Source organism: Bradyrhizobium glycinis (genome assembly GCF_016031655.1).
GTDB classification, from domain to species: domain Bacteria; phylum Pseudomonadota; class Alphaproteobacteria; order Rhizobiales; family Xanthobacteraceae; genus Bradyrhizobium; species Bradyrhizobium glycinis.
The window spans coordinates 23,691-47,804 of record NZ_JACCHQ010000040.1 but is presented as its reverse complement, the minus strand read 5'-3'; the positions used below and the strand labels follow the sequence as shown (position 1 = coordinate 47,804).

Annotated in this window: 19 protein-coding genes, 1 tRNA gene and 2 pseudogenes; 15 read left to right on the top strand and 7 right to left on the bottom strand. The window is 63.8% G+C overall.

All coding sequences use genetic code 11. The features are described from left to right. Window positions 1-2: 2 nt before the first annotated feature. The gene (locus HZZ16_RS34490) at window positions 3-698 is read right to left on the bottom strand and encodes a PspA/IM30 family protein (RefSeq protein ID WP_197954994.1); all 696 of its coding nucleotides are present in this window, start codon (window positions 696-698) and stop codon (window positions 3-5) included. Between the two features lie 103 nt (window positions 699-801). On the opposite strand from HZZ16_RS34490, the gene HZZ16_RS34485 reads away from it, so the two are divergent. The 4 genes and pseudogenes from HZZ16_RS34485 to HZZ16_RS34470 all read left to right on the top strand — a co-directional run bounded on the left by HZZ16_RS34485 (window position 802) and on the right by HZZ16_RS34470 (window position 6,099). After that, the gene (locus tag HZZ16_RS34485) at window positions 802-1,428 is read left to right on the top strand and encodes a TetR/AcrR family transcriptional regulator (RefSeq protein WP_197954986.1); all 627 of its coding nucleotides are present in this window, start codon (window positions 802-804) and stop codon (window positions 1,426-1,428) included. 73 nt (window positions 1,429-1,501) lie between these two features. Next, the gene (hydA, locus tag HZZ16_RS34480; protein ID WP_197954984.1) at window positions 1,502-2,956 is read left to right on the top strand and encodes a dihydropyrimidinase; all 1,455 of its coding nucleotides are present in this window, start codon (window positions 1,502-1,504) and stop codon (window positions 2,954-2,956) included. 119 nt (window positions 2,957-3,075) lie between these two features. After that, window positions 3,076-4,347 (top strand): DUF892 family protein, encoded by a 1,272-nt coding sequence (locus HZZ16_RS34475; RefSeq protein ID WP_197954982.1) that lies wholly within the window; start codon window positions 3,076-3,078, stop codon window positions 4,345-4,347. 100 nt (window positions 4,348-4,447) lie between these two features. Beyond that, window positions 4,448-6,099: pseudogene (locus tag HZZ16_RS34470) on the top strand (ABC transporter substrate-binding protein). Here the strand turns inward: HZZ16_RS34470 and HZZ16_RS34465 are convergent. Next, window positions 6,094-7,500 (bottom strand): glycoside hydrolase family 3 N-terminal domain-containing protein, encoded by a 1,407-nt coding sequence (locus HZZ16_RS34465; protein ID WP_197954980.1) that lies wholly within the window; start codon window positions 7,498-7,500, stop codon window positions 6,094-6,096. The pseudogene HZZ16_RS34470 and the gene HZZ16_RS34465 sit on opposite strands and share 6 nt — an antisense overlap. A 187-nt stretch (window positions 7,501-7,687) precedes the next feature. Here HZZ16_RS34465 and HZZ16_RS34460 point away from each other — a divergent pair, with 187 nt between their 5' ends. The 3 genes from HZZ16_RS34460 to HZZ16_RS34450 are packed head-to-tail and all read left to right on the top strand — an operon-like array spanning window position 7,688 to window position 11,484. After that, entirely contained in the window at window positions 7,688-9,184 is a 1,497-nt protein-coding gene (locus HZZ16_RS34460) for a DUF4153 domain-containing protein (RefSeq protein WP_197954978.1), read from the top strand. Between the two features lie 12 nt (window positions 9,185-9,196). Further along, window positions 9,197-9,901, top strand: coding sequence for a response regulator transcription factor (locus tag HZZ16_RS34455; protein WP_197954976.1), 705 nt, complete (start codon window positions 9,197-9,199; stop codon window positions 9,899-9,901). Then, window positions 9,898-11,484 carry an ATP-binding protein gene (locus tag HZZ16_RS34450; protein ID WP_197954974.1) on the top strand — a complete coding sequence of 529 codons (1,587 nt, stop codon included), beginning with the start codon at window positions 9,898-9,900 and terminating at the stop codon, window positions 11,482-11,484. Before HZZ16_RS34455 ends, HZZ16_RS34450 begins: the two co-directional genes overlap by 4 nt. Here HZZ16_RS34450 and HZZ16_RS34445 read toward each other — a convergent pair. Continuing rightward, complete coding sequence (locus HZZ16_RS34445) at window positions 11,481-11,621, bottom strand: hypothetical protein (protein WP_197954967.1); 141 nt, start codon at window positions 11,619-11,621, stop codon at window positions 11,481-11,483. The genes HZZ16_RS34450 and HZZ16_RS34445 overlap by 4 nt on opposite strands. Before the next feature lie 79 nt (window positions 11,622-11,700). On the opposite strand from HZZ16_RS34445, the gene HZZ16_RS34440 reads away from it, so the two are divergent. From HZZ16_RS34440 to HZZ16_RS34430, 3 genes are all read left to right on the top strand, one after another. Further along, entirely contained in the window at window positions 11,701-12,270 is a 570-nt protein-coding gene (locus HZZ16_RS34440) for an alpha-ketoglutarate-dependent dioxygenase AlkB (RefSeq protein WP_197954964.1), read from the top strand. A 236-nt stretch (window positions 12,271-12,506) separates the two neighbouring features. Then, the gene (locus HZZ16_RS34435) at window positions 12,507-13,436 is read left to right on the top strand and encodes an alpha/beta hydrolase (RefSeq protein WP_197954962.1); all 930 of its coding nucleotides are present in this window, start codon (window positions 12,507-12,509) and stop codon (window positions 13,434-13,436) included. A gap of 139 nt (window positions 13,437-13,575) precedes the next feature. Beyond that, entirely contained in the window at window positions 13,576-14,802 is a 1,227-nt protein-coding gene (locus tag HZZ16_RS34430) for an ABC transporter substrate-binding protein (RefSeq protein ID WP_197955009.1), read from the top strand. Between the two features lie 263 nt (window positions 14,803-15,065). Here the strand turns inward: HZZ16_RS34430 and HZZ16_RS34425 are convergent, their stop codons facing one another. Continuing rightward, a complete protein-coding gene (locus HZZ16_RS34425; RefSeq protein ID WP_197954960.1) occupies window positions 15,066-16,628 on the bottom strand; it encodes an adenylate/guanylate cyclase domain-containing protein in 1,563 nt (520 codons plus the stop codon). 192 nt (window positions 16,629-16,820) lie between these two features. On the opposite strand from HZZ16_RS34425, the gene HZZ16_RS34420 reads away from it, so the two are divergent. The 4 genes and pseudogenes from HZZ16_RS34420 (at window position 16,821) to HZZ16_RS34405 (ending at window position 21,368) form a co-directional block, all read left to right on the top strand. Next, the gene (locus HZZ16_RS34420; RefSeq protein WP_197954958.1) at window positions 16,821-17,912 is read left to right on the top strand and encodes an enolase C-terminal domain-like protein; all 1,092 of its coding nucleotides are present in this window, start codon (window positions 16,821-16,823) and stop codon (window positions 17,910-17,912) included. 40 nt (window positions 17,913-17,952) lie between these two features. Continuing rightward, a pseudogene (locus HZZ16_RS34415) lies at window positions 17,953-18,084 on the top strand (toxin); the annotation flags it as partial. A gap of 309 nt (window positions 18,085-18,393) precedes the next feature. Further along, window positions 18,394-20,982, top strand: coding sequence for an AMP-binding protein (locus HZZ16_RS34410; protein WP_197954956.1), 2,589 nt, complete (start codon window positions 18,394-18,396; stop codon window positions 20,980-20,982). Window positions 20,983-21,191: 209 nt separating this feature from the next. Then, entirely contained in the window at window positions 21,192-21,368 is a 177-nt protein-coding gene (locus HZZ16_RS34405; RefSeq protein ID WP_197954954.1) for a hypothetical protein, read from the top strand. A 5-nt stretch (window positions 21,369-21,373) separates the two neighbouring features. Here HZZ16_RS34405 and HZZ16_RS34400 read toward each other — a convergent pair whose 3' ends face one another. From HZZ16_RS34400 to cpdR, 3 genes are all read right to left on the bottom strand, one after another. Then, window positions 21,374-21,844 carry an L-2-amino-thiazoline-4-carboxylic acid hydrolase gene (locus HZZ16_RS34400; RefSeq protein ID WP_197954952.1) on the bottom strand — a complete coding sequence of 157 codons (471 nt, stop codon included), beginning with the start codon at window positions 21,842-21,844 and terminating at the stop codon, window positions 21,374-21,376. Window positions 21,845-22,061: 217 nt separating this feature from the next. Next, a tRNA-Val gene (locus HZZ16_RS34395) sits at window positions 22,062-22,136 on the bottom strand. 71 nt (window positions 22,137-22,207) lie between these two features. Beyond that, entirely contained in the window at window positions 22,208-22,567 is a 360-nt protein-coding gene (gene cpdR / locus HZZ16_RS34390) for a cell cycle two-component system response regulator CpdR (protein WP_007597092.1), read from the bottom strand. A gap of 333 nt (window positions 22,568-22,900) precedes the next feature. On the opposite strand from cpdR, the gene HZZ16_RS34385 reads away from it, so the two are divergent. Then, on the top strand, window positions 22,901-23,791 hold the full coding sequence (locus HZZ16_RS34385; protein WP_197954950.1) for an N-formylglutamate amidohydrolase: 891 nt from the start codon (window positions 22,901-22,903) through the stop codon (window positions 23,789-23,791). Window positions 23,792-24,114: the final 323 nt, after the last annotated feature.

Genomic DNA, 24,114 nt, shown 5'->3' with positions numbered 1-24,114 from the left:
GATCAGGCCGTCGGCATGCGCCTGGACTTCAAGCGCGCCAGCACATCGTCCGCGGTCGTCTTGAGCCGCGGGCCAAAGCCCTGCTCGGCGAGTCTTTCGGCGGTGGCGAGCGGACCGGTGGCCGCGTCGAGCTCGACCAGGGCATCGTCGGCCGCCTGAGCCTCCATCTGCCGCTCGCGCAGACGCCTCAGCGTCCCCTCCGCCTCCGGCAATGTCGATTCATAGGGGCGCGCGGCCTCGATGCCGCTGCGGCGAAGCGAACGCACCGCTTCCGAGGCACGGGCGATCCGGCGACCGCGATCGAGCTCAGTGATGCGGGCCTGCGCGTTGGCAACGTGGCGCTTCAGCCGGGCGATCTCGGTCGCGAACAGCGCGCGCGCCGTCATGGCCGCATCGCGATCGGCCTCCAGCGCCGCAATGGCTTCGGCGGCCTCCTTGGCGAGGTCCTCGCGGCCGCCATCCAGCGCCGCGACGGCTCGGGTCTCGAGATCGGCGATGCGCGCATTCGTGGCCTCGAGCTTGCGGCCTTCCTGCTGGTCCTGCGCGATCGCCAGCGCCAGCGTGCGCTTGCTGCGCTCGACGGCTGCGGCCGCATCGCGCATCTGCTGGTCTAGGATCAGAAGGGCGGTGCGGTCTTCCAGTTCCTCGCCCGCAGCGGCGACGCTGCCGCGGAAGAGGGTCACGACGGTCTTGAACATTGTTTGCTCCCTGTCTATGAGCGTTGCTCACTGATGATTTGTAGCAGGAAACGTGAACATCGTTCAATAAATATTTGAGCGACGCTCACGGATTTGGTTAACAATGACTAAAGCCCTGGAACGGCGAGAGAAATTGCGTGCCGCCCTGATCCGGGCGGCCGAGCGGATGATCGCCGAGCGGGGGTTGGCGGGACTGAAGACCCGCGATTTGGCCCGCGAGATCGGCTGCGCCAATGGCGCGGTCTATAATCTCGTCGCTGACGTTGACGAGCTGATCCTGCGAGTCGGCTCGCGCACGCTGCTCCGGCTCGACGACGCGCTTACTCTCGCAACAAGTGCGGGCGAGCCATCGCCCCGAGAATCCCTGGCCCGCATCGCGCTCGCCTATTGCGATTTCGCCGCCGAAAACCTCCAGCTCTGGCGCGCGCTGTTCGAACACCGCGTGCAGGTCGACAAGCCACTACCGGATTGGTCGGTGCACGACCAGATGCAGCTGTTTCGTCACATCTACCAGCCGCTCGCCGCGCTGTTTCCTGAACGCAGCCCGGAGGAGCTCGGCATCACCGCGCGCAGCCTGTTCTCGGCCGTGCATGGCATGGTGGCGCTCGGACTGGAGCAGAAGCTGGTGGCCGTGCCGTTGCCAGCGCTGCGCAAGGAGATCGCTGGCCTCGTGCGCGCGATGATCGACGGGCTGGTCGCGTGCGATGTGAAAAGGAGCGGCGGCGGCTGACTAAAATTTCACCTGTCGCATCGCCAGTAGCGCGCTTAGCCTTCGAGCCGTCCCTCACCTCCCGGAGCACCTCATGCCCCTCCTCATCCGCGGCGGCACCGTCGTCAATCACGATCATTCGCGCCGCGCGGACGTGCTGATCGACGGCGAGACCATCGCCGCGATCGGCGCCTCGCTCGATGCGCCGACAGGTAGCGAGATCATCGATGCAGGCGGCGCCTACGTCATCCCGGGCGGGATCGATCCGCACACCCATCTCGAAATGCCGTTCATGGGCACCGTCACCGCCGACGATTTCGAATCCGGAACCAAGGCGGCGCTGAGCGGCGGCACCACCATGGTGGTGGATTTCTGCCTGCCCGATCCCGGCCAGTCGATGCTGGCCGCCTATCAGGAGTGGCGGCACAAATCCGAGAAGGCGGCCAGCGACTACGGCTTCCACATGGCGGTGACGTCGTGGTCGAAACAGATTCATGACGAGATGGAGATTGTGGTCAAAACCTACGGCATCAACACCTTCAAGCATTTCATGGCCTACAAGGGCGCGCTGATGGTGAACGACGACGAGCTCTACAACTCGTTCGCGCGCTGCGCCCATCTCGGCGCGATGCCTGTCGTCCATGCAGAGAACGGCGACGTCGTCGCCCTGATGCAGGAGGCGCTGATCGCGCGCGGCGTCACTGGGCCCGAGGGCCACGCCTATTCACGGCCGCCGGAGGTCGAGGGCGAAGCCACCAACCGCGCCATCATGATCGCCGACATGACGGGCACGCCGGTCTATATCGTGCACACCAGCTGCCGCGAGGCGCATGAGGCCATCGCTCGGGCGCGGGCTGCCGGAAAGCGGGTTTATGGCGAACCACTGATTCAGCACCTGCTGCTCGATGCCGGCGAATACCAGAACAAGGACTGGGACCATTCCGCACAGCGCGTGATGTCGCCGCCGTTCCGCGACAAACAGCATCAGGACAGCCTCTGGGCCGGCCTGCAAGCCGGCTCGCTCCAGGTGGTTGCGACCGATCATTGCGCCTTCACCACCGAGCAGAAGCGGTTCGGGCGCGGCGATTTCAGGAAAATTCCGAACGGCACCGGCGGCCTCGAAGATCGCCTGGCGCTGCTCTGGACCGCGGGCGTCGCCACGGGGCGGCTGACGAAAGAGGAATTCGTCGCGGTGACGTCGGCGAACATCGCCCGCATCCTCAACATCTATCCGCGCAAGGGCGCGGTCGCCGTGGGCTCGGATGCCGACATCGTGATATGGGATCCCAAGCAGAGCAAGACCATCAGTGCCAAGCGGCAGATGAGCCGGATCGATTACAACGTCTTCGAGGGTTTTGCCTGCACCGGCGGCGCAGCCGCGACGCTGGCGCGCGGCCGTATCGTCTGGAAGGATGGCAATCTGCGCGCCGAGGCCGGCGACGGGCGCTACGTCGAACGTCCCGCTTTTCCGCCGGTGCATGTGGCAAATTCGACCTGGAAGGAACTGACGGCTCCGCGCGCGGTCGCACGCAATGCGGTGACGCCGTAAGCCATCGCACTCCCTAGCAGACGTCCGGGCAACGACAGCTTCAATCTTGGGGAGACTTTAGGAACGAACGGCTGGAGGCCTCGTTGTCGCGTAGCTTCCCTCCAGCACGCGAGTCCCCCATGTATCACCACGTCAAGAAGCTGATGTTCACCGTGCGCGTCGACGAACCCGATCCGCGCTTCGGCAATATGCTCCTCGAGCAGTTCGGCGGCGCCAACGGCGAACTTGCGGCTGCGATGCAATATTCGATTCAGGGACTGAATTGCGAGGATCCCGACCGCAAGGACCTCTTGATGGATATCGGCACCGAAGAGCTCAGCCATCTCGAGGTGGTCGGTTGCCTCGCGCGGATGCATCTTGCGCCCTCGCGGAACGACCGCCAGGCCGCGGAGGCCGATCCGCTGATTGCGATTGCCGGCGGAGGCGGCGTCAATCTGTTCAACTCGCAAGGCAATCCCTGGACCGCCGACTATCTCAAGATCACCGGCGAGCTCGACGTCGATCTCCGCAGCAACATCGCCGCCGAAGCGCGTGCCAAGATCGTCTACGAGCGCCTGATCAATTTCTGCGACGATGCCGGCAGCAAGGACGCGCTGCAATTCCTGATGACGCGCGAGATCACGCATATGAAGGCGTTCGCGCGCGCGCTCGAGAGCCTGTCGAAGCCGGCCTTCAGTGTCGGCCGGATCGCCCCGACGCCCGGCCTCGTGAACCAGTACTTCAACGATTCCACCGGCAGCGGCGACCACGGCGAAATCGACACCCGCGGCCCCTGGAACGAGGGCGAGGACTGGGTGTTCACGGAATCGCCTGCGCTGCAATCCGCCGATCCCGGCGCTGCCACCCCGATCGTCGCCGAGAGCTCACCACCTGTCGACGAGGCCGGCCTGACCGATCTTCTGCTGCATGAGCTGCGTGACATCCTCCATGCCGAGAAGCAGCTGACCAAGGCGCTCCCGAAGATGGCGCAGTCCGCCCGCTTCGACCAGTTGCGGGAACTGTTCGAGCAGCATCTGGCCGAGACCGAAAATCAGGTCGAGCGCATCAACGAGTGCTTCGAGCTGCTCGGCGAGAACGCTCGCGCCAAGCCTTGCAAGGGCATGATGGGCCTGATCGAGGAAGGCCAGGAGGTCATGAAGGAAGGCGAAGAGAAGGAGGACGCTGCCGCCGACCTCGCGCTGATCTCTGCGGCGCAACGCGTCGAGCATTACGAGATGGCTGGCTACACCACCGCACGTAACCTGGCGCAGCAACTGCGCCACAGCGCCATCGTCGCCCTGCTCTCCAAGTCCCTTGCCGAGGAGGAGAATGCCGATCTCCTGCTCAACCAGGTGGCGCGATCGCTGATGTCGGTCGCGAAGATGCCCGCCGCGCTCGAGCAGGCCGAATAGACCGCGCCGACGCGCAACGCCTATCCGGTCCAATCCAAGCCGCCTCGCGTTGTCGCGGGGCGGCTTGGCGCTTGCTGTGTGGCATACACCTTGCCTCTCGATGCCGGACAATTCCGGACAGGAGGCACCCTTGAGCGTTTCACCCCTCGATTTGAACCGCCGCAGCGTCGTGCTCGGCGGCCTCGGTGTCGCCGGAATGGCAGCCTTTGCTCCGCGCCTCGGCTGGGCGCAGGGGCGCAGCGAGACACTGCTGGTGGTGCAGGAGCTCGGGCCGAACTCGCTGGACATGCAGGGCGTCGGCTCCAACCAGACCGTGAACGGCCTGTCCTGGAATTGCTACGACCGCCTGCTCACCTACGCCTCCAAGACGCTGCTGGACGGTACATTGTCGTATGATCGCGAGAAGCTCGCGCCCGAGCTCGCCGAGAGTTGGGAGGTCGCGCCCGACGGCATGTCCTGCACCTTCAAGCTTCGCAAGGACGCAAAATTCCACGACGGCTCGCCTGTGACCGCCAAGGACGTCAAATGGTCGTTCGACCGCGCCGTGAAGGTCGGCGGCTTTCCAACCTTCCAGATGTCGGCGGGATCGCTGGAGAAGCCGGAGCAGTTCGTGGTGGTCGACGACCACACTTTCCGCATCGACTATGTCCGCAAGGACAAGATGCTGCTGTTCAACGTCGCCGTCGTGGTGCCCTTCATCATCAATTCCGAGCTCGCCAAGAAGAACGCGACGCCGGATGACCCGTGGGCGCTGGCCTGGCTGAAGAACAACGAGGCCGGCGGCGGCGCCTACAAGATCGAGAGCTGGAAGCCGGGCAGCGAGACTGTGCTGACGCGCTTCGACGACTGGAAGAGCGGCCCGCTGCCGAAGGTGAAGCGCGTGATCGCGCGCGACGTTCCTTCCGCCGGCACGCGCCGGGCCATGCTGGAGCGTGGCGATGCGGACATATCCAGCGGCTTTGCACCGCGCGACTTCGAGCAGATCATCAAGGAGGGCAAGGTCAAAGTCTCGGGCGTGCCGATCCCGAACGCGTTGTGGTACGTGGCGCTGAACACCGCCAAGCCGCCGTTCGACAACGTCAAGCTGCGCCAGGCGATCGCCTGGGCCATGCCCTACGAGCAGATCCAGACCAGCGCCTTCTTCGGCCGCGCCGTTCCCATGTATGGCGGCGCCGCCGAGGTCTCAAAGCCGGTCTGGCCGCAGCCGTTTCCTTACGTCACCGATCTCGACAGGGCCAAGGCTCTGCTGAAGGAAGCGGGCTTCGAATCCGGCTTGGAGACGACGCTGTCGCTCGATACCGGCACCGCCACCGTCGGCGAGCCGACCGCGATCCTGATCCAGGAGAATCTCGCCAAGATCGGCATCAAGGCGGGAATCGAGAAGATTCCCGGCGCGAACTGGCGCACGACGCTGAACAAGAAGGAGCTGCCGCTCGCGCTCAACCGCTTCAGCGGCTGGCTTGATTATCCCGAATATTACTTCTACTGGAATTTCCACGGCAACAACTCGATCTTCAACATCTCCTCGTACAAGAACAAGGAGATGGACGCCCTGATCGACAAGCGCGCTTCACCACGGATGCCGCGGAGTACGACAGGACGGTGAAGGATTTCATCGCGCTCTGCATGCGCGACGTTCCCATCGTTCCGCTCAACCAGCCGATTCACGACGTTGCCATGCAAAAGGGCGTCTCCGGCTACGAATTCTGGTTTCACCGCGAACCGGACTACCGCCAGTTCGCGAAATCATAGCTTGGCGCGCCGAGAGATCGAAATGTTCTCATCGTCATGGCCGGGCTTGTCCCGGCCATCCACGCCTTGCCTCTTTGCACCAAGAACGTGGATGCCCGGGACAAGCCCGGGCATGACGAGACGCTCCAGGCGCACCGCGCTCGCATGCAGCGTCGCCGCATCGAGCCTGCCCTGTCGCGATCCTTCCAGGGCGCAGGCAAAGACACGGTAGAACTGCGCGCCGTCATAGGCGACCAGCAACAGATCGACGCCGGCATTGATCGCCTCGACCACGGCCTTGCAGACATCGTTCTGGTAGATCGCGCCCATGACGAGATCGTCGGTGATCACTACGCCCTGGTAACCCCACTTGCCGCGAATGATCCCATCGACGACGCGCTTCGAATGCGAAGCGGCGCGATCGGGATCGACGGCGGTGAGCGTGACGTGGCCGACCATGAGGGCGCTGCGCGAACGCGACAGCACTTCGCGGAACGGGAGCCAGTCGGTTGCCTCCAGCTCCTTCACAGGCGTGTCGAGATTGGCGCTGAAATGATGCGTGTCGGTGCGCACGCGGCCGATGCCAGGAAAATGCTTGAGCGTGGCGCCGACGCCCGTCTCCTCCAGCCCGCGCACATAGGCGCTCGCGATGGTGCTGACGACGGCGGGATCGGTCGCAATCGCGCGCTGGCCGATCAGCGTATGGAAATCCAGACGGTTGCGCCGTGCCGGCGGCTTGAGGTCGAGCACCGGCGCGAGATTGAGGTTGACGCCGACCTGAGCGAGCTCGCGGCCGTGAATGCGGCCGAACTCCTCGGCCTTGGCCTGCTGCTCGTCGGGGGCAAGCCCCGTCAACGTTGCCAGCGCCGGCACCTTGGTCAGCGGCGGCGCAAGATGCCCGACGATGCCGCCTTCCTGATCGGCGGCGACGATCAGCGGCGGCAGGCCGACCGCGCGCCTGATATCCTGCAGCGCCGCGATCTCGGCCCGCAACGCTCCGACGGTGCGGCCGCGGATGTTGTGCCGCGTGACATAGACGCCGCCGATCAGGCCCTGCCCGGCAAGACGCGCGACCTCGGGAAATGAGGAATAGCCGACCATGAAGTGCGGCCCGAGCTGCCGCGCCTCGACGGCGCTGGCGCCGAGGACGTCGTGCTTGCGCAGCTCGAACTTCAGATGCGCAGCGGACATCAAGAGCGGCGGCAGGCACCAGAGCACGACGAGCGCCTTGCCGGCCAAGGTGCGCCAGCGCCCTCTGCGCAGCAAGAGAACGACGATTGCGATGCTTGCGACGACAAGCGCGATGTTTCCGGCGCCACGCAGCACGAGCAGATAGGGATCGTTTTTGTTCGCGGCCGCGAATGAAGCGACGGACGCGGCCAGCCAGAGCAGGATGAGACAGATGCGGGTGAGCAATTGCATGATGCGTCACTTGCGAAAAGCGAAGAATGCCTCGCACCTAGCAAAGCGAAGCACGCTGCGCGAGAGGCAAAGGCGCGCCTGCACGAAAACTGCAAAAAACTCCTGAAGGCGTGCAGACGATGATCCTGCCGTCTGCACAAGTGCCGTTCAGAGTTCTTGATGTCAACACTCACGGAGACTGTTGGACATGACGAGCCTGGCTTCGACGACGGACATTCAACCGATCAGGCCTTCTGCGCTGTCGGCCAAGCTTGCAATGGCGCTGCTGCTGGCCCCGCTCGCCGACTGGCTGTTCTACGGCCAGCGGATTGGGCTGTCGCTGACGCTGTTTGCGATCGCGACCGCCTGCGTATCGGCGCTGTTCAATCACGCGATCCTGGACTGGCGGCGCGCGGCGATCGGCGGCGCGATCCTCGTGCTCGGCGTTGTCCCGGCCATGGAAGAGCTCAACCTGCTGTCGTTCCTGATCCTCATCGCATCGCTGACGATTGCGCTGTTGCTTGCGACCAATCCTGACGCGACCGAGCTCACCGACCGCGCCCGCGCGCTGCGCAATTTCCTCCTGCTCGGACCCTTCAGGTTCTTCCTCGATGCGCCCCAGGTGTTCAACCTGTCGGCGTTCACCCGCGGCATCGCGCTCTGGCTGCTGCCTGCGGCGCTCGGTACCGTCTTCATCGCCCTGTTCGCCGCGGCCAATCCGGTGATCGAGCAATGGGTGTCCCTGCTCAACCCCAAGGCCATCTTAGAACACGTCAATATATCGCGCGTGCTGTTCTGGACCTCGATGCTGGCGCTGGTCTGGCCGTTCATCCATGTGCGCTGGCGGCGCAAGACGATCGTCACCACGACAATGGCCGACGGCCCTGTGCCACCGCCGCTGCCGCCCATGGTCTCGGCGGAGTTTCTCGGCCCCTCCATCATCCTGCGCTCGTTGATTCTGTTCAACCTGCTGTTCGCGGCGCAGTCCATTCTCGACGGCATCTATCTCTGGGGTCACGTGACGCTGCCCGACAACATGACCTACGCGGCCTACGCCCATCGCGGCGCCTATCCGCTGATCGCGACCGCCCTGCTCGCGGCTGCCTTCGTGCTGGTGGCAATGCGCCCAGGCGGGCCGGCGGAGAAATCAAAGGTGATCCGGCCGCTGGTCTATCTCTGGGTCGGGCAGAACGTCCTGCTGGTCGCCTCCTCCATCCTGCGGCTCGATCTTTACGTCGGCATCTACATGCTGACCTACTGGCGGATCGCGGCCTTCATTTGGATGGGGCTGGTCGCTCTCGGGCTGATCCTGATCGTCGCCCGCATCGCGCTCAATCGTTCCAACCGCTGGCTCATCGGCGTCAACCTGATCGCGTTAACGATCGTGCTCTATGGTGCCTCGCTGGTGAACTTCGATGCATTCATTGCCGACTACAATCTGATGCACAGCAGCGAAAAGGGAGGGAACGGCGTCAACATCGATAGCAACTACCTCCTCACGCTCGGGCCACAGGCGCTGCCTGCGATCGACAAGGTCATCGCGCTTCGCGGCGGCGACTCCTGTCTTGCGGGACGTCGAGACCGGCTTGTAGAAAGTCAACGGCAGGACCTGGCCTGGCGGGCCTGGGGTTTTCGCAGTTGGCGGCTCCAACGTTGGCTGGACGCACAGGCCAAAATCCAGCCCGGCAATCAGCCGCCGGGGTGAGCGGAGAGTTTCTTGGCGCATCGCATTCTCATCATCGACGACGAAGGCCACATCCGCGAGGTCATCCGCGTCGCCCTGAAGAAGGCCGGCATGGACGTGATCGAGGCCCGCGACGGCAAGGAGGCGCTTCTCCGCTTTGCCGCCGACAGGCCGGATCTCATCGTGCTGGACATCGGCATGCCCGAGTTCGACGGCCTCGACGTCTGCCGCGACATTCGCAAAGGCTCCGACGTGCCGATCCTGTTCCTGTCGGCGCGCGACGAGGAGATCGACCGCATCCTGGGCCTCGAGATCGGCGGTGACGATTACGTCACGAAGCCGTTCAGCCCGCGCGAGCTGGTGGCGCGGGTCAACGTCATCCTGCGCCGCCTCAGCCCCCGCAACGGCGAGGCCAAAGCCGGGCCCACCGCGCTGACGCAAGGCGGGCTGCTGATCGATCCCGAACAGCATGTCGCGTCCTTTGCCGGCACACCGCTGAAGCTGACCGCGATCGAATTCGGCATCCTGCGCGCATTCCTGACCCGGCCGACATCGGTGTTCAACCGCGAGCAGCTGATGCGCGCGGCCTACCAGCTCAACATCCAGGTCTCCGACCGCACCATCGACAGCCATATCCGCAACATCCGCGCCAAGCTTGCGGCGCTTTCCTGCGACAACGTGATCGAGACCATCCACGGCGTCGGCTTCAAGCTCGGCCGCTGCGAGAAAGAGGCATGAGCACGGCACCCGACAAATGGCGACCGTCGCTCACCCTCGTGATCTTCACGGTGCTGGCGACGGTCGGCATATTGCCGCTGGTCGGCCTGTTCTTCTTCCGTCTCTACGACAACCAGCTGATCCGCCAGACCCAGGCCGAGCTGATCGCACAGAGCCGCGTACTCGCGACGATCTATGCGCAGGAGGTCGCGGCCCGGCTCGACAGCGGCCTCGTGCTCGGCGCCGAGGTGCCGCCGGGCGTCTTGCCCGATCCCGGCGACCAGGTCACGCCGATCCGCCCCGCCCTCGACCTCACCGCGAACGACCTCCTGCGGCGGCGGCCCGACGCATTGCCCGCGCCGATGCCGGCGCAAGCAGCCTATGTCGAGATCGGTGCCAGGCTGACGCCGATCATCCGCGAGACCCAGAAGGTGACATTGGCCGGCTTTCGCATCCTCGATCCGCAGGGCGTGGTGATTGCCGGGCGGCAGGAGGTCGGGCAATCGCTCGCCCATATCGAGGAGGTCGCGGACGCCCTGCAAGGGCAATACCGCGCCACCTTACGCAACCGCGTGCCGGATAAGCCGCCGCCGCCGATCTATTCCTTCAGCCGCGGCCTCGGCGTGCACGTGTTTTCGGCCATGCCTGTCACCGTCAACAACCGCGTCGCCGGGGTGATCTACACAACGCGGACACCGAGCAACATTTTCGACCATCTCTATCAGGAGCGGGCCAAGTTCGTGTTGGCGGGCTTTGCGGTCATCCTCGGCACGATCGCGATCGGCCTCGTGTTCTCGCGCACAATCACGCTCCCGATGCGCGAGCTGATCGACCGCGCCGCCAGAATCGGCCGCGGCGACCGCGAGGCGTTTAAGCCGCTCAAGCATTACGGCACGCGCGAGTTCGCCCAACTCTCGCACAGCTTTCTCGGCATGGCCGAGCAGCTGGCGCGGCGCTCCGACTATATCGCGACCTTCTCGGCCCATCTCACCCACGAACTGAAATCGCCGCTGACCTCGATCAAGGGCGCGGCCGAGCTGCTGCAGGATTCGGTTCAGGGCAAGGCCGAGGGCCTGACGCCGGCCGAGCAGCAGACCTTCATTGCCAACATCCTGTCTGATACCCAGCGACTGGAGGCGATGGCGCAGCGGCTGCGCGAGCTGGCACGCGCCGAGAGCCTGCCGCAGAACGAGCGCACCGAGCTGGCGCCCGTGATCGCCGATCTCAGGAGCCGGTTTCCCGCAAGCTCGATCGAAGCCAGCGGCAGCCTCGACCGGGCGATCGGCATGTCCTCGGAGAAGGCGCTGATCGTGCTGTCCCACATCGCTGACAATGCGGTGCGGCACAAGGCTGGGACCATCAGGCTGGAGGCGGTCGACGCGCGGACGACCGTGCTCGTGACGGTCAGCAATGACGGCGAGCCTATCTCGGCGCCGAACCGTGACAGGATCTTCGATGCGTTCTTCACCACCCGCCGCGACCAGGGCGGCACCGGGATGGGGCTGGCGATCGCGCGCGCGGTGATGGCGAGCCATGGCGGCTCGATCAGGCTGAAGCCGACCGACGAGGGCGCGGCCTTCGAGCTTCAGTTTCCGGTCGCCTAGATCGCAAAGACCCAGGCGGCCACAATGGTGCCGAGGGTGACGAGACCGGCGATGGTCCAGCCGGCGGCGTATTCCAGCTCGGGATGCCCGGTCGCCCGCATGATCTCAACCGGATCGGCGGTATGCTTCTCTGCCATGACAGCCTCGCACGTTTCTTCCCGCGTCATAGATAAGTCGCATCAGCCGCAAAGAGGTTCCATCACGGAAATGCGAGGCATGACGCAGCTAGGTTTGTTCGCCGACCCGCAGGACGGCCCGGCCGGCCTTCGCTACACGGACGATTTTGTCGATCGGTCCGCCGAGCAGAATCTGATCGGCCGCATCGCAGCATTGCCGCTGCAGCGCTTTCAGTTCGGCGCATTCGAGGGCAACCGCCGGGTGGCCTCGTTCGGCTACCGCTACGATTACACACTGCAGCGTCTGGCCGAGGCCGATCCGATCCCGGACTGGGTGCGGCCGCTCACGCGGCAGGTCGAGGCTTGGGCGGGGCTGCCGGAGGGCAGCGTCGAGCAGGTGCTGTGCACCGAATACGAGGTCGGCGTCGGCATCGGCTGGCATCGCGACAAGCCGCATTTCGACAAGGTGCTCGGCCTGTCACTGGGCTCGCCATGCAACTTCCGCTTCCGCCGCCGCAGGGACAAGACCTGGGAGCGCCACACGCTCGCGGCCCTGCCGCGCTCGCTCTACATGATGGATGGCGAGGCGCGCTCGCAGTGGGAGCACAGCATCCCGCCGGTCGAGGCGCGGCGCTACTCCATCACCTTCCGGACGATGAAGCGGGCCTGACGGACCATCCAAAACAAAAACTGCGAAAACAACCCCATGCACAGTAGAAAGCCGTTTCCGGCGCGAGCCTCGGCGGTGCTGGACAACGGTCTGAGGGATCGGGATAAAACGGCGGCTGCGCGCCCTGCCCGCCAAGGTGCCGCGAATTCGCCTCAAGGCCGGCCGACTAATGAGACGAATTGAAAAGACGGGCCAGATCAGCGAGCCAATATGAGCCCCGCAAGGCCGCCACATCCATGAAGAATTATCTGACATTTTTTCTGTTTCTGACCATGACCGCGGCCTCCGCGCACGCAACCGTGCCGGGCCGGCTCCCGCCGCCCTCCGATCTCGTGCAGGTGGGCCTCACCGATTCCGACACCACCGCAGGCGGCACCGCGCGGCTATGCGCGCAGGTCAGCTTCTCGCGCGGCCTGCGCTATGGCGAGAGCGAGGCCAATGTGCTCGATGTCGCGACCAGCGCGACCAAGGCCGAAACGCCGCGGCCGGTGCTGGTGTTCGTGACGGGGGATACCTTCACCGGCGACCGCGGAGCGCCGGAGCTGTCGCGCCAGATCCAGGACCAGGCGATGTGCTTTGCCGCCCGCAACGGCATGATCGGGGTCCGTGTCAATTATCGCTTGGCGCCCGCGGCAACCTGGCCGGCCGGCGCGTCCGATGTGGCCGCGGCGCTGTCCTGGGTCCATGGCAATATCGACCTCTTCAACGGCGATGCCCGCGAGATCGTCGCGGTCGGCTACGGCGCCGGCGCCTTCCACGTCGCGACCCTGCTGGCGCATCCCGAACTGCAGACCGCGGGCGCCAACGTCGCGGGTGTCGTGCTGGTGTCCGGGATCTACCGCGTCGGCAAGGACGCCAGCGACAGCGAGAAGGCCTATCTCGGCGCTGATGCCACCCAGTACGACAAGCGCTCGGTGTTCCCCGGCATCCTCAATGTCGACGTGCCGATCGTGCTGGCCTGGGCCGCGGACGATGCCGCCGGCCTCGTGGCGCAGGGCGAGACGCTGAAGAAGACGCTGTGCGGCGCCGGCCATTGCCCTCGCAGCACGCTGCTGCGCAGCCGCGACGGCATCGCGAGCGCCTTCGGCCTCGATGGCTCCGGCGACAGCCTCGCCGAACCGACGCTGCTGCTGGTGCGTCAGCTGGAAGCGCGAGGATTGCCGTAGCGTCGGCGCGTCAGCACGCCTGCCGCTTTCATCAGCCCGCTCCCAGCCACACGATTGCCAAACGCTTGACCTAGATCAAGCAGTCCTGGTGGGGACTGAGCCGACCTCGCACCGGGGGGCCGACCACAAGGCATCGAACATGCGCGTCATCGGCAGGATGCTGTTCGTTTTCGTGATTGCCGTCGCATCGCTAGGCGCGATGTCGCAGCAGCAGCACTCGGATCAACCCGCAACCGACCCGGAAATCCGCATCGGCAACGTCATGCCGTATTCGGGACCGCTGTCGGAATTCGGCGCGATTGGTCAGGCGGAAGCGGCCTATTTCGACATGGTCAACGCGCGCGGCGGCATCAACGGCCGCAAGATCCGCTTCATCACCCGCGACGACAATTCCGATCCGGCCACCGCGCTGGAGCTGACGCGCAAGCTGGTCGAGAAGGACGGCGTGCACCTGATGTTCGGCTCGTTCGGCACGCCCGGCAATCTCGCTACGCGCTGGTACCTGAACGAGAAGAAGATCCCGCAGCTGTTCGTCGCCTCCGGCGATGAGGAACTGAGCCAGCCGGGCGCGTTTCCTTGGACCATGGGCTGGCAGCCGTCGTTCCGGTCCGAGGGGCGCATCTATGCCAACTACATCCAGGCCTATTACCCGAGCAAGAAGATCGTCGTGCTCTGGCAGAACGACCAGTTCGGGCGCATGGTCTACAAGGGCATTCAGGAGGGCCTCGGCGATCTCAACCGTCACGTCCTCGTCGACATCGCCTTCGATCTTGCCGACGAGCATCTCGACGGGCACGTCTCGATCCTCAAGCGCGCCGGCGCCGATATCTTCGTCTTCCTCGGCGTGCCCTCGACCGCATCCAAGGTGATCAAGCTGGCAGCGTCCCTGAATTGGCGCCCGGTCTTCATCGTCAACGATGCCTCCGCCTCGATCGCCAATGCGATGGCGCCCGCGGGGCTGGAGAATTCTGCCGGCGTGATTTCGGCGGCGTTCCTGAAGGATCCGAGCGATCCCGCCTGGAAGGACGATACCGGCATGAAGGAGTGGTTCGCCTTCATGGACAAATACCATCAGGTCGAAAGCACCAACAACAGCGCGGCGCTCTACGGCTACGCCGCAGCCGAAGCACTGACGCAGGTGCTGAAGCAATGCGGCGACGATCTTTCGCGCGACAACATCATGCGCCAGGCGGCTTCGCTCAGGGACTATCAGCCTTCGGTCGCATTGCCCAACATCAGGATGAACACCTCGCCCCATCGCTATCTGCCGATCAGGCAGATGCGGCTGGTCCAGTTCGACGGGCGGTCGTGGCAGCCGTTTGGGGATGTGATCGAGACGGCGTTCACGGAGGGGGTGGCAAGGTGAGGTGCCTCGCGTAGAGTGACGTTGGTACAGTGCCACGTTCAACGGGCACCTTTTCCTGGGCCACCCCTCTCCCCCGCCCTCCCCCACAAGGGGGGAGGGAGCGCAGCGGAATACGCGGCGACACTCCGACTCAATCCGACTTTCGCAGGTTGAGTAGATCGAACCCGCGCCACAACAAAGGTGCGTTCCCTCCCCCCTTGTGGGGGAGGGCTAGGGAGAGGGGTTCACACGGGTACTCTCTCGATATGAGCGGCTATGCCCCCTCACGCCGGCTTCAGCGAGGCCAGCGCGTTCTCCAGCAGCGAGCGCACGCGCGCGGCATCGCCTGATTTCACCACGGCGGGGTCGAGATACAGCTCGAGCCCCGGCGCGCGCTCGGTGATGATGCCGCTGTTCTCCGCGGCAGCGTCGTTCAGCGCGTCGACCGAATAGGGAATGACCTCGCGACTGATGCCCTTCATCGTGATCGCCGGCAGCGCGTGGGCGCGGACGATGTCGCTGACGAGGGCAAAGGTCTCGTAGCTCAGCACGATGCCGCCGGGCTCGGCGATCGATTGCAGGCGTGCGGCAAGGTTCGCCTCCGCACCGATGATGGTGTAGTCCATGCGGTCGGTGCTGCCGAAATTGCCGACATTGCAATAGCCCGAATTGATGCCCATGCGCGAGCGGAACGGCTGCTCGATGCCGGACGCCCGCCATTTTGCGTTCAGCTCCGCAAGGCGCTGCTGCATGCGCCAGGCCATCTGCAGGCAGGCCTGCGCATCGGCCCGGTCGCCCTTGGTCTCGGGGTCGCCGAAGAAGATCAGCATGGCGTCGCCGATGAACTTGTCGATTGTGCCGCCATATTCGTGGGCGATCGCCGACATCTCGGTGAAATATTCGTTGAGGAGCTGGGTCAACTGTTCAGGCTGCAGCCGCTCGGCGGTGGCGGTGAAGTTCTGGATGTCGGAGAAGAAGATGGTGAGCTTCTTGCGCTCGGTGTGGATGGTGACGTCCTTCTGGCCGCTGAAGATCGACTTGTAGACCTGCGGCGGGATGTAGCGCGAGATCTTCATCGACAGCGAAGCGAGGAAGTCGTTGGCGGATTCGAGCTCCTTGTTCATGATCTTGATGCGGCGCGCCTGGCGGCGCTGCAGCGAGAGGAACGACAGTCCGCTGCCGGCCGCGATCAGGAAATAGGCCAGCAGGAACTTGAACGAGAAGATGTTGGCGGCGATCGGCTGGGCGATGATCACCTCCTGGATGCCGCGGACATCGCCCACCTTCCAGTCCTTCTTCGGGCTCTCGGGGTGGCTGTTGTGGCAGCTGACGCAGGCCGGCCCCATGGTGACGGGCGCAACGAGGCGGACCTTGTCGTTGAACAGCGAGGTCTCGGTCTCGACGATCTTCTGCTCGGGATCCCGGCGCAGCGCATCGAGTGCGTCCTTCTCGAACTTGTCGAGCTGGTGCGGAGCGCGGTTCTGGAACGGGAAGTCCGAGACGAAACGATAGGTGATGTTCTCCTGCTGAGCGCCGATCACCCGGCCGAGCTCCAGCGACAGCGTCGCGGGGATTGGGATCGCGCCGGGCACGGATTCGTAATTGTGAACCACCCTGGTCGTGCCGTTCGGATTGGCCAGCACGCGGCCGACCACGTTGGAGGCGTAGTAGCTGCGCACGCTCGTGATCACCGAATTGAGATCGATCGCCTGGCGCCGCAGCGCCGTCTTGCTGAGCTCGGTCAGGTCCAGCCACACCGCGAGCGGCAGGGCGAGCAGGAGGAAGGCGATCGCGGCACCCGTGAGCACGCCGCTCTTGCGCTGTTCTTCGGAGATCGCTTGTTTCACGTCGTGGCTCCGTTGTGTGCGATCTTGTCGCAAACCCCTCGGAATTTGCTGCAAGGAATGCGGCGGCACAGAGCCCGGAATCGCAGGCTCACGCAACCCCATTTTATGGTGGGTCGGCAGAGGAGCCTTTTCGTTTGATCACGGATGCTTAAGATCGGCGCCGACCTGCATCCGCTCTGCCGGGAGAGACCCATGACCGAGACCATCCGCATCAAGCGCTTAGTGGCGCGCCCCGTCATCGTGCCGATGAACCTGCCGCTCCAGACCTCGACAGGCGCGGTCGCCAAGGCGCCGCTGGTGCTGATCGACTGCGAGACCGACCAAGGCGCAACCGGCCATGCCTATCTGTTCTCGATCACGCCGTCGGCCCTGAAGCCGCTGACGGGGATGGTCACGGAAATGTCGGACCTCGTCGCCGGCGACGAGCTGCTGCCGCTCGAGATCGAGCGCAAGCTGACCCAACGTCATACGTTGCTTGGCCTCGCCGGGTTGCAGCGGCTGGCGCAATCCGGCATCGACATGGCGGCCTGGGACGCGCTGGCCCGCGCCCGCAGCCTGCCACTCGTCCGCCTGCTCGGCGGCGCGCCAAAGCCGGTGCGCGCGTATAATTCAAAGGGACTTGGCATCATGCCGGCGGGCGCCGCCGCGGACGAGGCGCAAAAGCTGCTCGCGGAAGGTTTTCACGCGGTGAAGATCCGCGTCGGCCGGCCCGATGCGCGGGAGGACCTGAACGTCGTGCGCGCGGTGCGTAAAGCCGTCGGCGACGGCGTGACGCTGATGTGCGACTACAATCAGGCGCTGACGGTGGCGGAAGCCATCCGCCGGGGCCGGATGCTCGACGACGAGGGGCTGTTGTGGATCGAGGAGCCGATCCGGCATGACGACCATTTGGGCTGCGCCCGCGTCGCGGAGGCGCTCTCCACGCCGGTCCAGATCGGCGAGAACTTTGACAGCGCCTTCGCAATGCAATCCGCGCTCTCGCTTCGCGCCTGCGACTTCGTGATGCCCGATGTCCAGCGCATCGGCGGCGTCACCGGCTGGCTCCGCGCTGCAGCGCTGGCGCACGCTGCCGGCGTCGAGATGTCGACGCATCTGTTCTCGGAAGTCAGCGCTCACCTCCTCTGCGTAACACCGACGGCGCATTGGCTGGAATATGTCGACTGGGCCGACGCGGTGCTGGCAGCGCGGCTGCAGATCAAGGACGGCTTCGCGCTGCCGGGCGAGGAGCCGGGCAATGGCATCGAATGGGACGAGGCGGCAGTGAGGAAGTACCTCGCGAGTTGATCCGACAACTACCGCCGCGCCAATCCAGCGGCGATGTTCTTCGGTCGGCACCGAGCTGGATATCACGCAGGCAGGCGTGCCGGACGTCATTCCACCCGAGGCTTGCTACCTCGGTTGGCAGGAGTCGCTGCGAGGCCTGGCACGGCTCGTCGAGCCTGAGATCGATCAATAGCGCACCAGGAGCAAGCGAGGCCGCCGGATCGGAGAAGTCGACCTCCGCGATCCGGCGTCGGTGCCGACATCATCGCCGCACGGCGGACGGAATTCACAGAATCCTGCTCGTACTTGACGAATCGCAAGTCCGGGGAGCCGACGAAATGGATGAATTCGACCTGAGAGGTACGCCAGCATAATCCACGCATTGAGAAGCTGGCCCTGGAGCTGGAGTGCTTAGAGCGTAACTGATCAGGCGCTGGGATCAATGTCATTGCGTTCGGAACAGGCTTGCAGCACCTCACCGTCCCAACGGTTCTTTCCGGACATGCTGCAGATGTTCGGCGAAAAGCCCGCCTTCGTTACCTCAAACGGAGCGATCGTATCATATGCAGAGCTGGCTAGGCGCGCCGATCTCTTTGCGGCGCGTCTCGGAACTGAGCGCCGGCTGGTCCTGATCGAGACGATGAACGAAATCGCACCGTTGGTGGCCTATTTGGGCGCCCTTCGCGCGCGTCATCCCGTCATCCTCGCGGACGCGAACGCACTGGCAAAGGATTCGCGCACGTTAGACCTGTACCAACCGGATTGGATTTACCGCTTCAACGGATCCGAATGGCACCTTGAGAAAGGAAGTGGCGAGCGGCGCAAAGACCTGCATCCAGACCTCGCCTTGCTGCTGTCGTCATCCGGTTCGACAGGCAGCCCAAAGCTCGTACGGTTGTCGCGAAGCAACATCGATGCGAACGCCCGCGCCATCGGCGAATCCCTCGAGCTAAGCACTGCTGACCGCCCTATCACAGCACTTCCGTGGCACTATTGCTATGGGCTTTCCGTCATTCATTCTCATCTAGCGTGCGGTGCCACCATTCTTTTGACAGCGCGTAGCGTTGTCGAACCAGGTTTCTGGGACTTCTTCGAGGATAATCAAGGCACGAGTCTCGCAGGCGTGCCGCACACATTCGAACTGCTCGAACGAACGACCTTTCTTGGGCGCCGCCTCGAATGTCTGCGATATCTCACCGTAGCCGGCGGTCGCCTGGCGCCTGCTGTGGTGCAAGCCTATGCGCGCTGGGCCCGGGATCGCGGGGCACGCTTCTTTGTCATGTATGGGCAGACGGAAGCCACCGCCCGAATGGCCTATCTGACACCTGATCTGGTAGACCGCTATCCCGACTGTATCGGGATTCCCTTACCGGGTGGGCAATTTCGGATCCTGGGTCCGGACGGAAGCGAAGTCGTCGAGAGTGGACGAGCCGGCGAACTTGTCTATTCCGGGCCGAACGTGATGATGGGGTATGCGCAATCGGCGGACGACCTTGGGCGGGGACCTGAGCTGTCAGAGCTCAAGACCAACGACATCGCAGAGCGCAATCAGGAAGGACTTTACCGCATCCTTGGACGGTCGAGTCGCTTCTCGAAGCTGTTTGGTCTACGTCTGGATTTCGATGAGATCGAATCCTTCCTCAGCCAGAAGGGCTACATCGCCGCAGTTGCCGGAAACGATCAACGTCTCGCAATCGCTTTAAGCGGCGGCGCGTCGGCAGGTGCTGTTCAAGCAGGTGCTGTTCAAGATATGGTCGCTGACCGTTACAAGCTTCCAAGCCACGTGGTCGGTGTCGTGGCTGTGCCCGCAATTCCACGGCTTTCCTCCGGCAAGGTAGACTATCCCGCGGTAGTTGAGCTTGCGGATGCCTCTGCCTCTACGAACTGCTCCCTTCAACCAGCCGAAGCGGAAGCGCCCGCTGCACCGCCCGGCCCGCATGGATCTCTTGCGGCGGCCTTCGCAGAGGCATTCAGGCGCTCCTCCGTCGATGCGGAGGACAGCTTTGTAAGCCTTGGCGGGGATTCTCTCTCCTATGTTCAGATCTCCTTGATCATAGAGGACCACATAGGCTTTCTTCCGGAGGACTGGGAGCAACTGACCGTCGGCGAACTGCAGGCCATGAAGCAAGCTGGCGCCGCTGAGCCGGTTAGTCGCCGCAGCTGGATGGACACCGACATCTTCCTGCGTGCTCTCGCGATCTGCGGAGTGGTTGTTGTCCATGCGGGTGATATCTCCGGGCTCTATGGCGGTTCGGAGCTGCTATTTGTCCTTGCGGGGTACAACTTCGCTCGTTTTCAGGGCAAGGCGATTTTTGATGGGCGCGCGCTCAAAGCATTGCAGCCCTTCGCTGTAAACGTTCTCCTTCCCCTTTTCGCTATCATAGTCCTGCACGATGTGGTCAAAGGCGGCTTTGATATCAGGAGATACCTTCTGATCGGCAATTTCTACAATCTCTCGATCCAGTATTTGTATTTCATCGAGGTGCTTTTTCAGTGTCTTGCTGTCCTTGCAGCAATAATGGCAATCCGCCCGATCCGCGACTACGCGAAGGAGCAGCCTTGGCGCAGCGGCATCGGGCTGTTTATCGCAGCTGTCGCGGTTCACTTCATAGGGCTGCGTGTATCCGACTTGGCGCCGCTTGATTACCGAGTTCCTCAATTCTACCTTTACCTCATCGTCTACGGATGGTGCCTGAACTTTGCAAGGAGCGCTGGCCAGAAGGCGATCGCGTTTGCTCTTGCGCTCATCGTCTTTCCTCACACGTTCGTTGTGCCTTCGCAGATTTTCTGGGTGATGGGCGGGAGCATGGTTTTGCTGTTCGTGACGAAAGTCTCGATCAGCGGGACCGTCCGGCGAATCGTTTCCACTATCAGCGGAGCATGCTTTCACATCTACCTGGTACACGGCTTGCCGGTTGCATTGTTGAAAGTCCCCCTCGCATCATATCCGACCATTCGCATCTACTTGTCGCTCATCCTGGCGATTCTGCTGGGTAAAGTCGTGGGAGACGCCTTCTCTCTCATCGTCAGACGACTGCGCTTCGCGCAGGAGCCATGGCGGCGGCGTCCGGCCACGATCGGCCTTCGTTGAAAGCGCAAGAGCGCCACGGCAAGGCACATTGTCGACGAATGGCAAGTGCAGTTTGTGCCAGACCCACACATAACGGGGTTCGCTGACGGAACACCCCGTGCCATCGTACGAACATCGCGCGACAAGGCGAACAGGTGCATTCCCTCTCACCTTCTATCATAATGCGTCCGGGCAGATTCGGGGTGCACTTATGAGCGGTACAGGGGACCATGGCACGCTGGAAGCAGTCGTGGAGCGACGACGACATCAAGAAGCTTAGAGCGCTCGCAGGCACCATGCCGGTGACGATGATCGCGAAGGAGCTCGGCCGCACGACTGGCACGGTGCTCGCGAAGGCCGTCGAGCAAAATATTTCCATCATGCACCGGACAGACGAGGTGGGTTAGTCCGGTCAACCCGCCTCGCGCGTTCGCCGATAGCGAAAATCGCAGTGCGTCGCGCCCTGCATGATGGTCTGTGTGCGCGTGAGCCTGATGTCGGGACCAAACCCCTCCGCGGTCGCAAAGTCCGCGGTGCAGACCAGGAGGAAGCCGAGCTCCGGCTCGCCCAGCGCCTTGTAGAACTCGGCATAGGCACAGCGCTTCACGTCGAAAGCGAACGCGTCCTGCGTCTGCTCGATGACGTCATAAGCGAGCGCATCGTCGCGGGCGTAGGTGCGGAAGGCCGCCGACACGGCCTTGCCGAGATCGCTTTCGTTCTTGGCCTTCCAGAATTCCTCGCCGAAGCGGCGATAGAGATCGCCGAGCGCCTTGCGCACCAGCGCGTTGGCGCGCAGCTCGCCGAGCTCGGCCTGCAATGCCTTGACCAGCGGTACCAGCACCTGCGCCTGGATCTTTGCCTGTTCGATGACGGACACGGTCATGGGCGGCCTCGCGTCGGAGCCGTCATGATAGCGCGGATGGACTGTAGGGTCATCGGGGACGTGCCCGGGGGGAGACAGCCCGGATTGCGCTGCGCTCTACGGGACGTTCCAATGATAACGAGTAAGCCGCACCAGTCCGTCTTCGCTCTTCGAGCTACGCCGGACACGCTTCGCCTTCATCTTCCAAGCTGTGCCACGCGAAGCCGAAGGCGAAGCGTGGTGGGCACGACAGGGATCGAACCTGTGACCCCTACCATGTCAAGGTAGTGCTCTCCCGCTGAGCTACGTGCCCTAGAGGTCATTTCGTCGGTGGGGTCCCTATAACGGCTCAGGGGAGCGTGCGCAAGGACGGAACGCGCCGATTTAGGCCGCCAGCATCTTGTTCACTTCGCTGACCAATTCGCGCAGATGCACGGGCTTGGACAGCACCTTGGCGTTCTTGGGGGCGTCCGAATCCGAATTCAGGGCGACCGCGGCAAAGCCGGTGATGAACATGATCTTGATGTCGGGGTCGAGTTCCGAGGCCCGGCGGGCGAGCTCGATGCCGTCCATTTCCGGCATGACGATGTCGGTCAGCAGCATCTCGAACGGCTCTTCCCGCAGCCGCTGATAGGCGGCCATGCCGTTGTCGTGGGACGAGACCTGAAAACCGGCGTTTTCCAGCGCCTTGACCAGGAAACGGCGCATGTCGTTGTCGTCTTCGGCGAGCAGAATCTTTGGCATGGCAGGAAACGTCGATTCCCCAGAGGATATCAGCAGAGGTCACTAAGCCCGACAGAGGGTAAATTTGGGGTGAAAATCTTAACCCTGCGCCGGCCCCGCTGCCGGCTCTTTGTGGACCGGAACGAGGTCCGAATCAATCGAACCGGACCGGCGCGTCCCCATCCCGATGCCCGCACGGTTAAGACGTGTTCCAAGGGGCCATGGCATCTTTTCGCTTGGCAGAATGGTTGCGATTCCGGACAATGACGACACATAAGAGCCGCTTGATCGCCCGAATCATTGGACCCGGAGCTTGTCCGGATCGTACGGCACGAAGGGACGAAGCCTGAGAAGATGACCCGCTTTGACGGCGACATGTCGCCAGCCTTCGAGATCTTCGAGCCTGCCGAATGGCGCGCGCCCGTCATCTTCAACTCGCCGCATTCCGGCTCGACCTATCCTGAGGAATTCCTGGCGGCGTCGCGGATCGACCTGCCCACGCTGCGGCGGTCGGAAGACTCGTTCATGGACGAGCTGATCGGCCATCTGAGCGAGCGCGGCTTTCCGACGGTGCGGGTCAACTTTCCCCGCTCCTATGTCGACGTCAACCGCGAGCCCTATGAGCTCGACCCGCGCATGTTCACCGGCCGGCTGCCGAGCTTCGCCAACACCCGCTCGATGCGCGTCGCCGGCGGCCTCGGCACCATTCCGCGCGTGGTCGGCGACGGCCAGGAGATCTACCGCGACCGCATCCTGGTCGACGATGCGCTGGGGCGCATCGAGACGCTGTACAAGCCCTACCATCGCGCGCTGCGCCGGCTGATCAACAAGGTGCACCAGATGTTCGGCACGGTGGTGCTGGTCGACTGCCACTCGATGCCCTCGGTCGGCGTCAGCAGGGACGAGCCGCGCCGGCCCGACGTCGTGATTGGCGACCGCTACGGCACCAGCTGCACGCCGCTATTGCCCGATCGCGTCGAGGAGACCATGAGCGGGCTCGGCTATTCGATCGGCCGCAACAAGCCCTATGCCGGCGGCTTCATCACCGAGCATTACGGCAATCCCGCGAGCGGCCTGCACGCCGTGCAGCTCGAGCTCAATCGCGCGATCTACATGGACGAGCGGCGGCGCGAGCGCAGCGCTCGCTTCGCGCAAGTCGCCTCCGACTTCGGCGTTCTCGCCGACGTGCTGGCGAGCACGATTCCGTTCGCCGACCTCGGCCCGTTCCAAGCCGCGGCGGAATAGGACGCAGCTTCTCTCGCAAACGACGAAGCCTTGCGCGCGAATGCGTTTTCGCTTGGCAAGTTTGCGCGCCCCAAAATGAAAACAGCGGCGGCAAGAAAAAAGGGCCGCTCGCGAATGACGCAAGCGGCCCAAGTCTAGGGAGGAAACGCCCAAGGAGGGCAGCGGTAACGCGAAGCGCTACCGCACCGCAACAATATGCGACCGCGCCGCACAAAGTGCAAGGGCTTTTGCGCCGTTTCCCATGCAAATCGCACATGGCTCAGTTGCTTCTATGGAAACCCAGATTCAGTTTCTTTGATAAGGAAATTCAATGGGTTGATAGT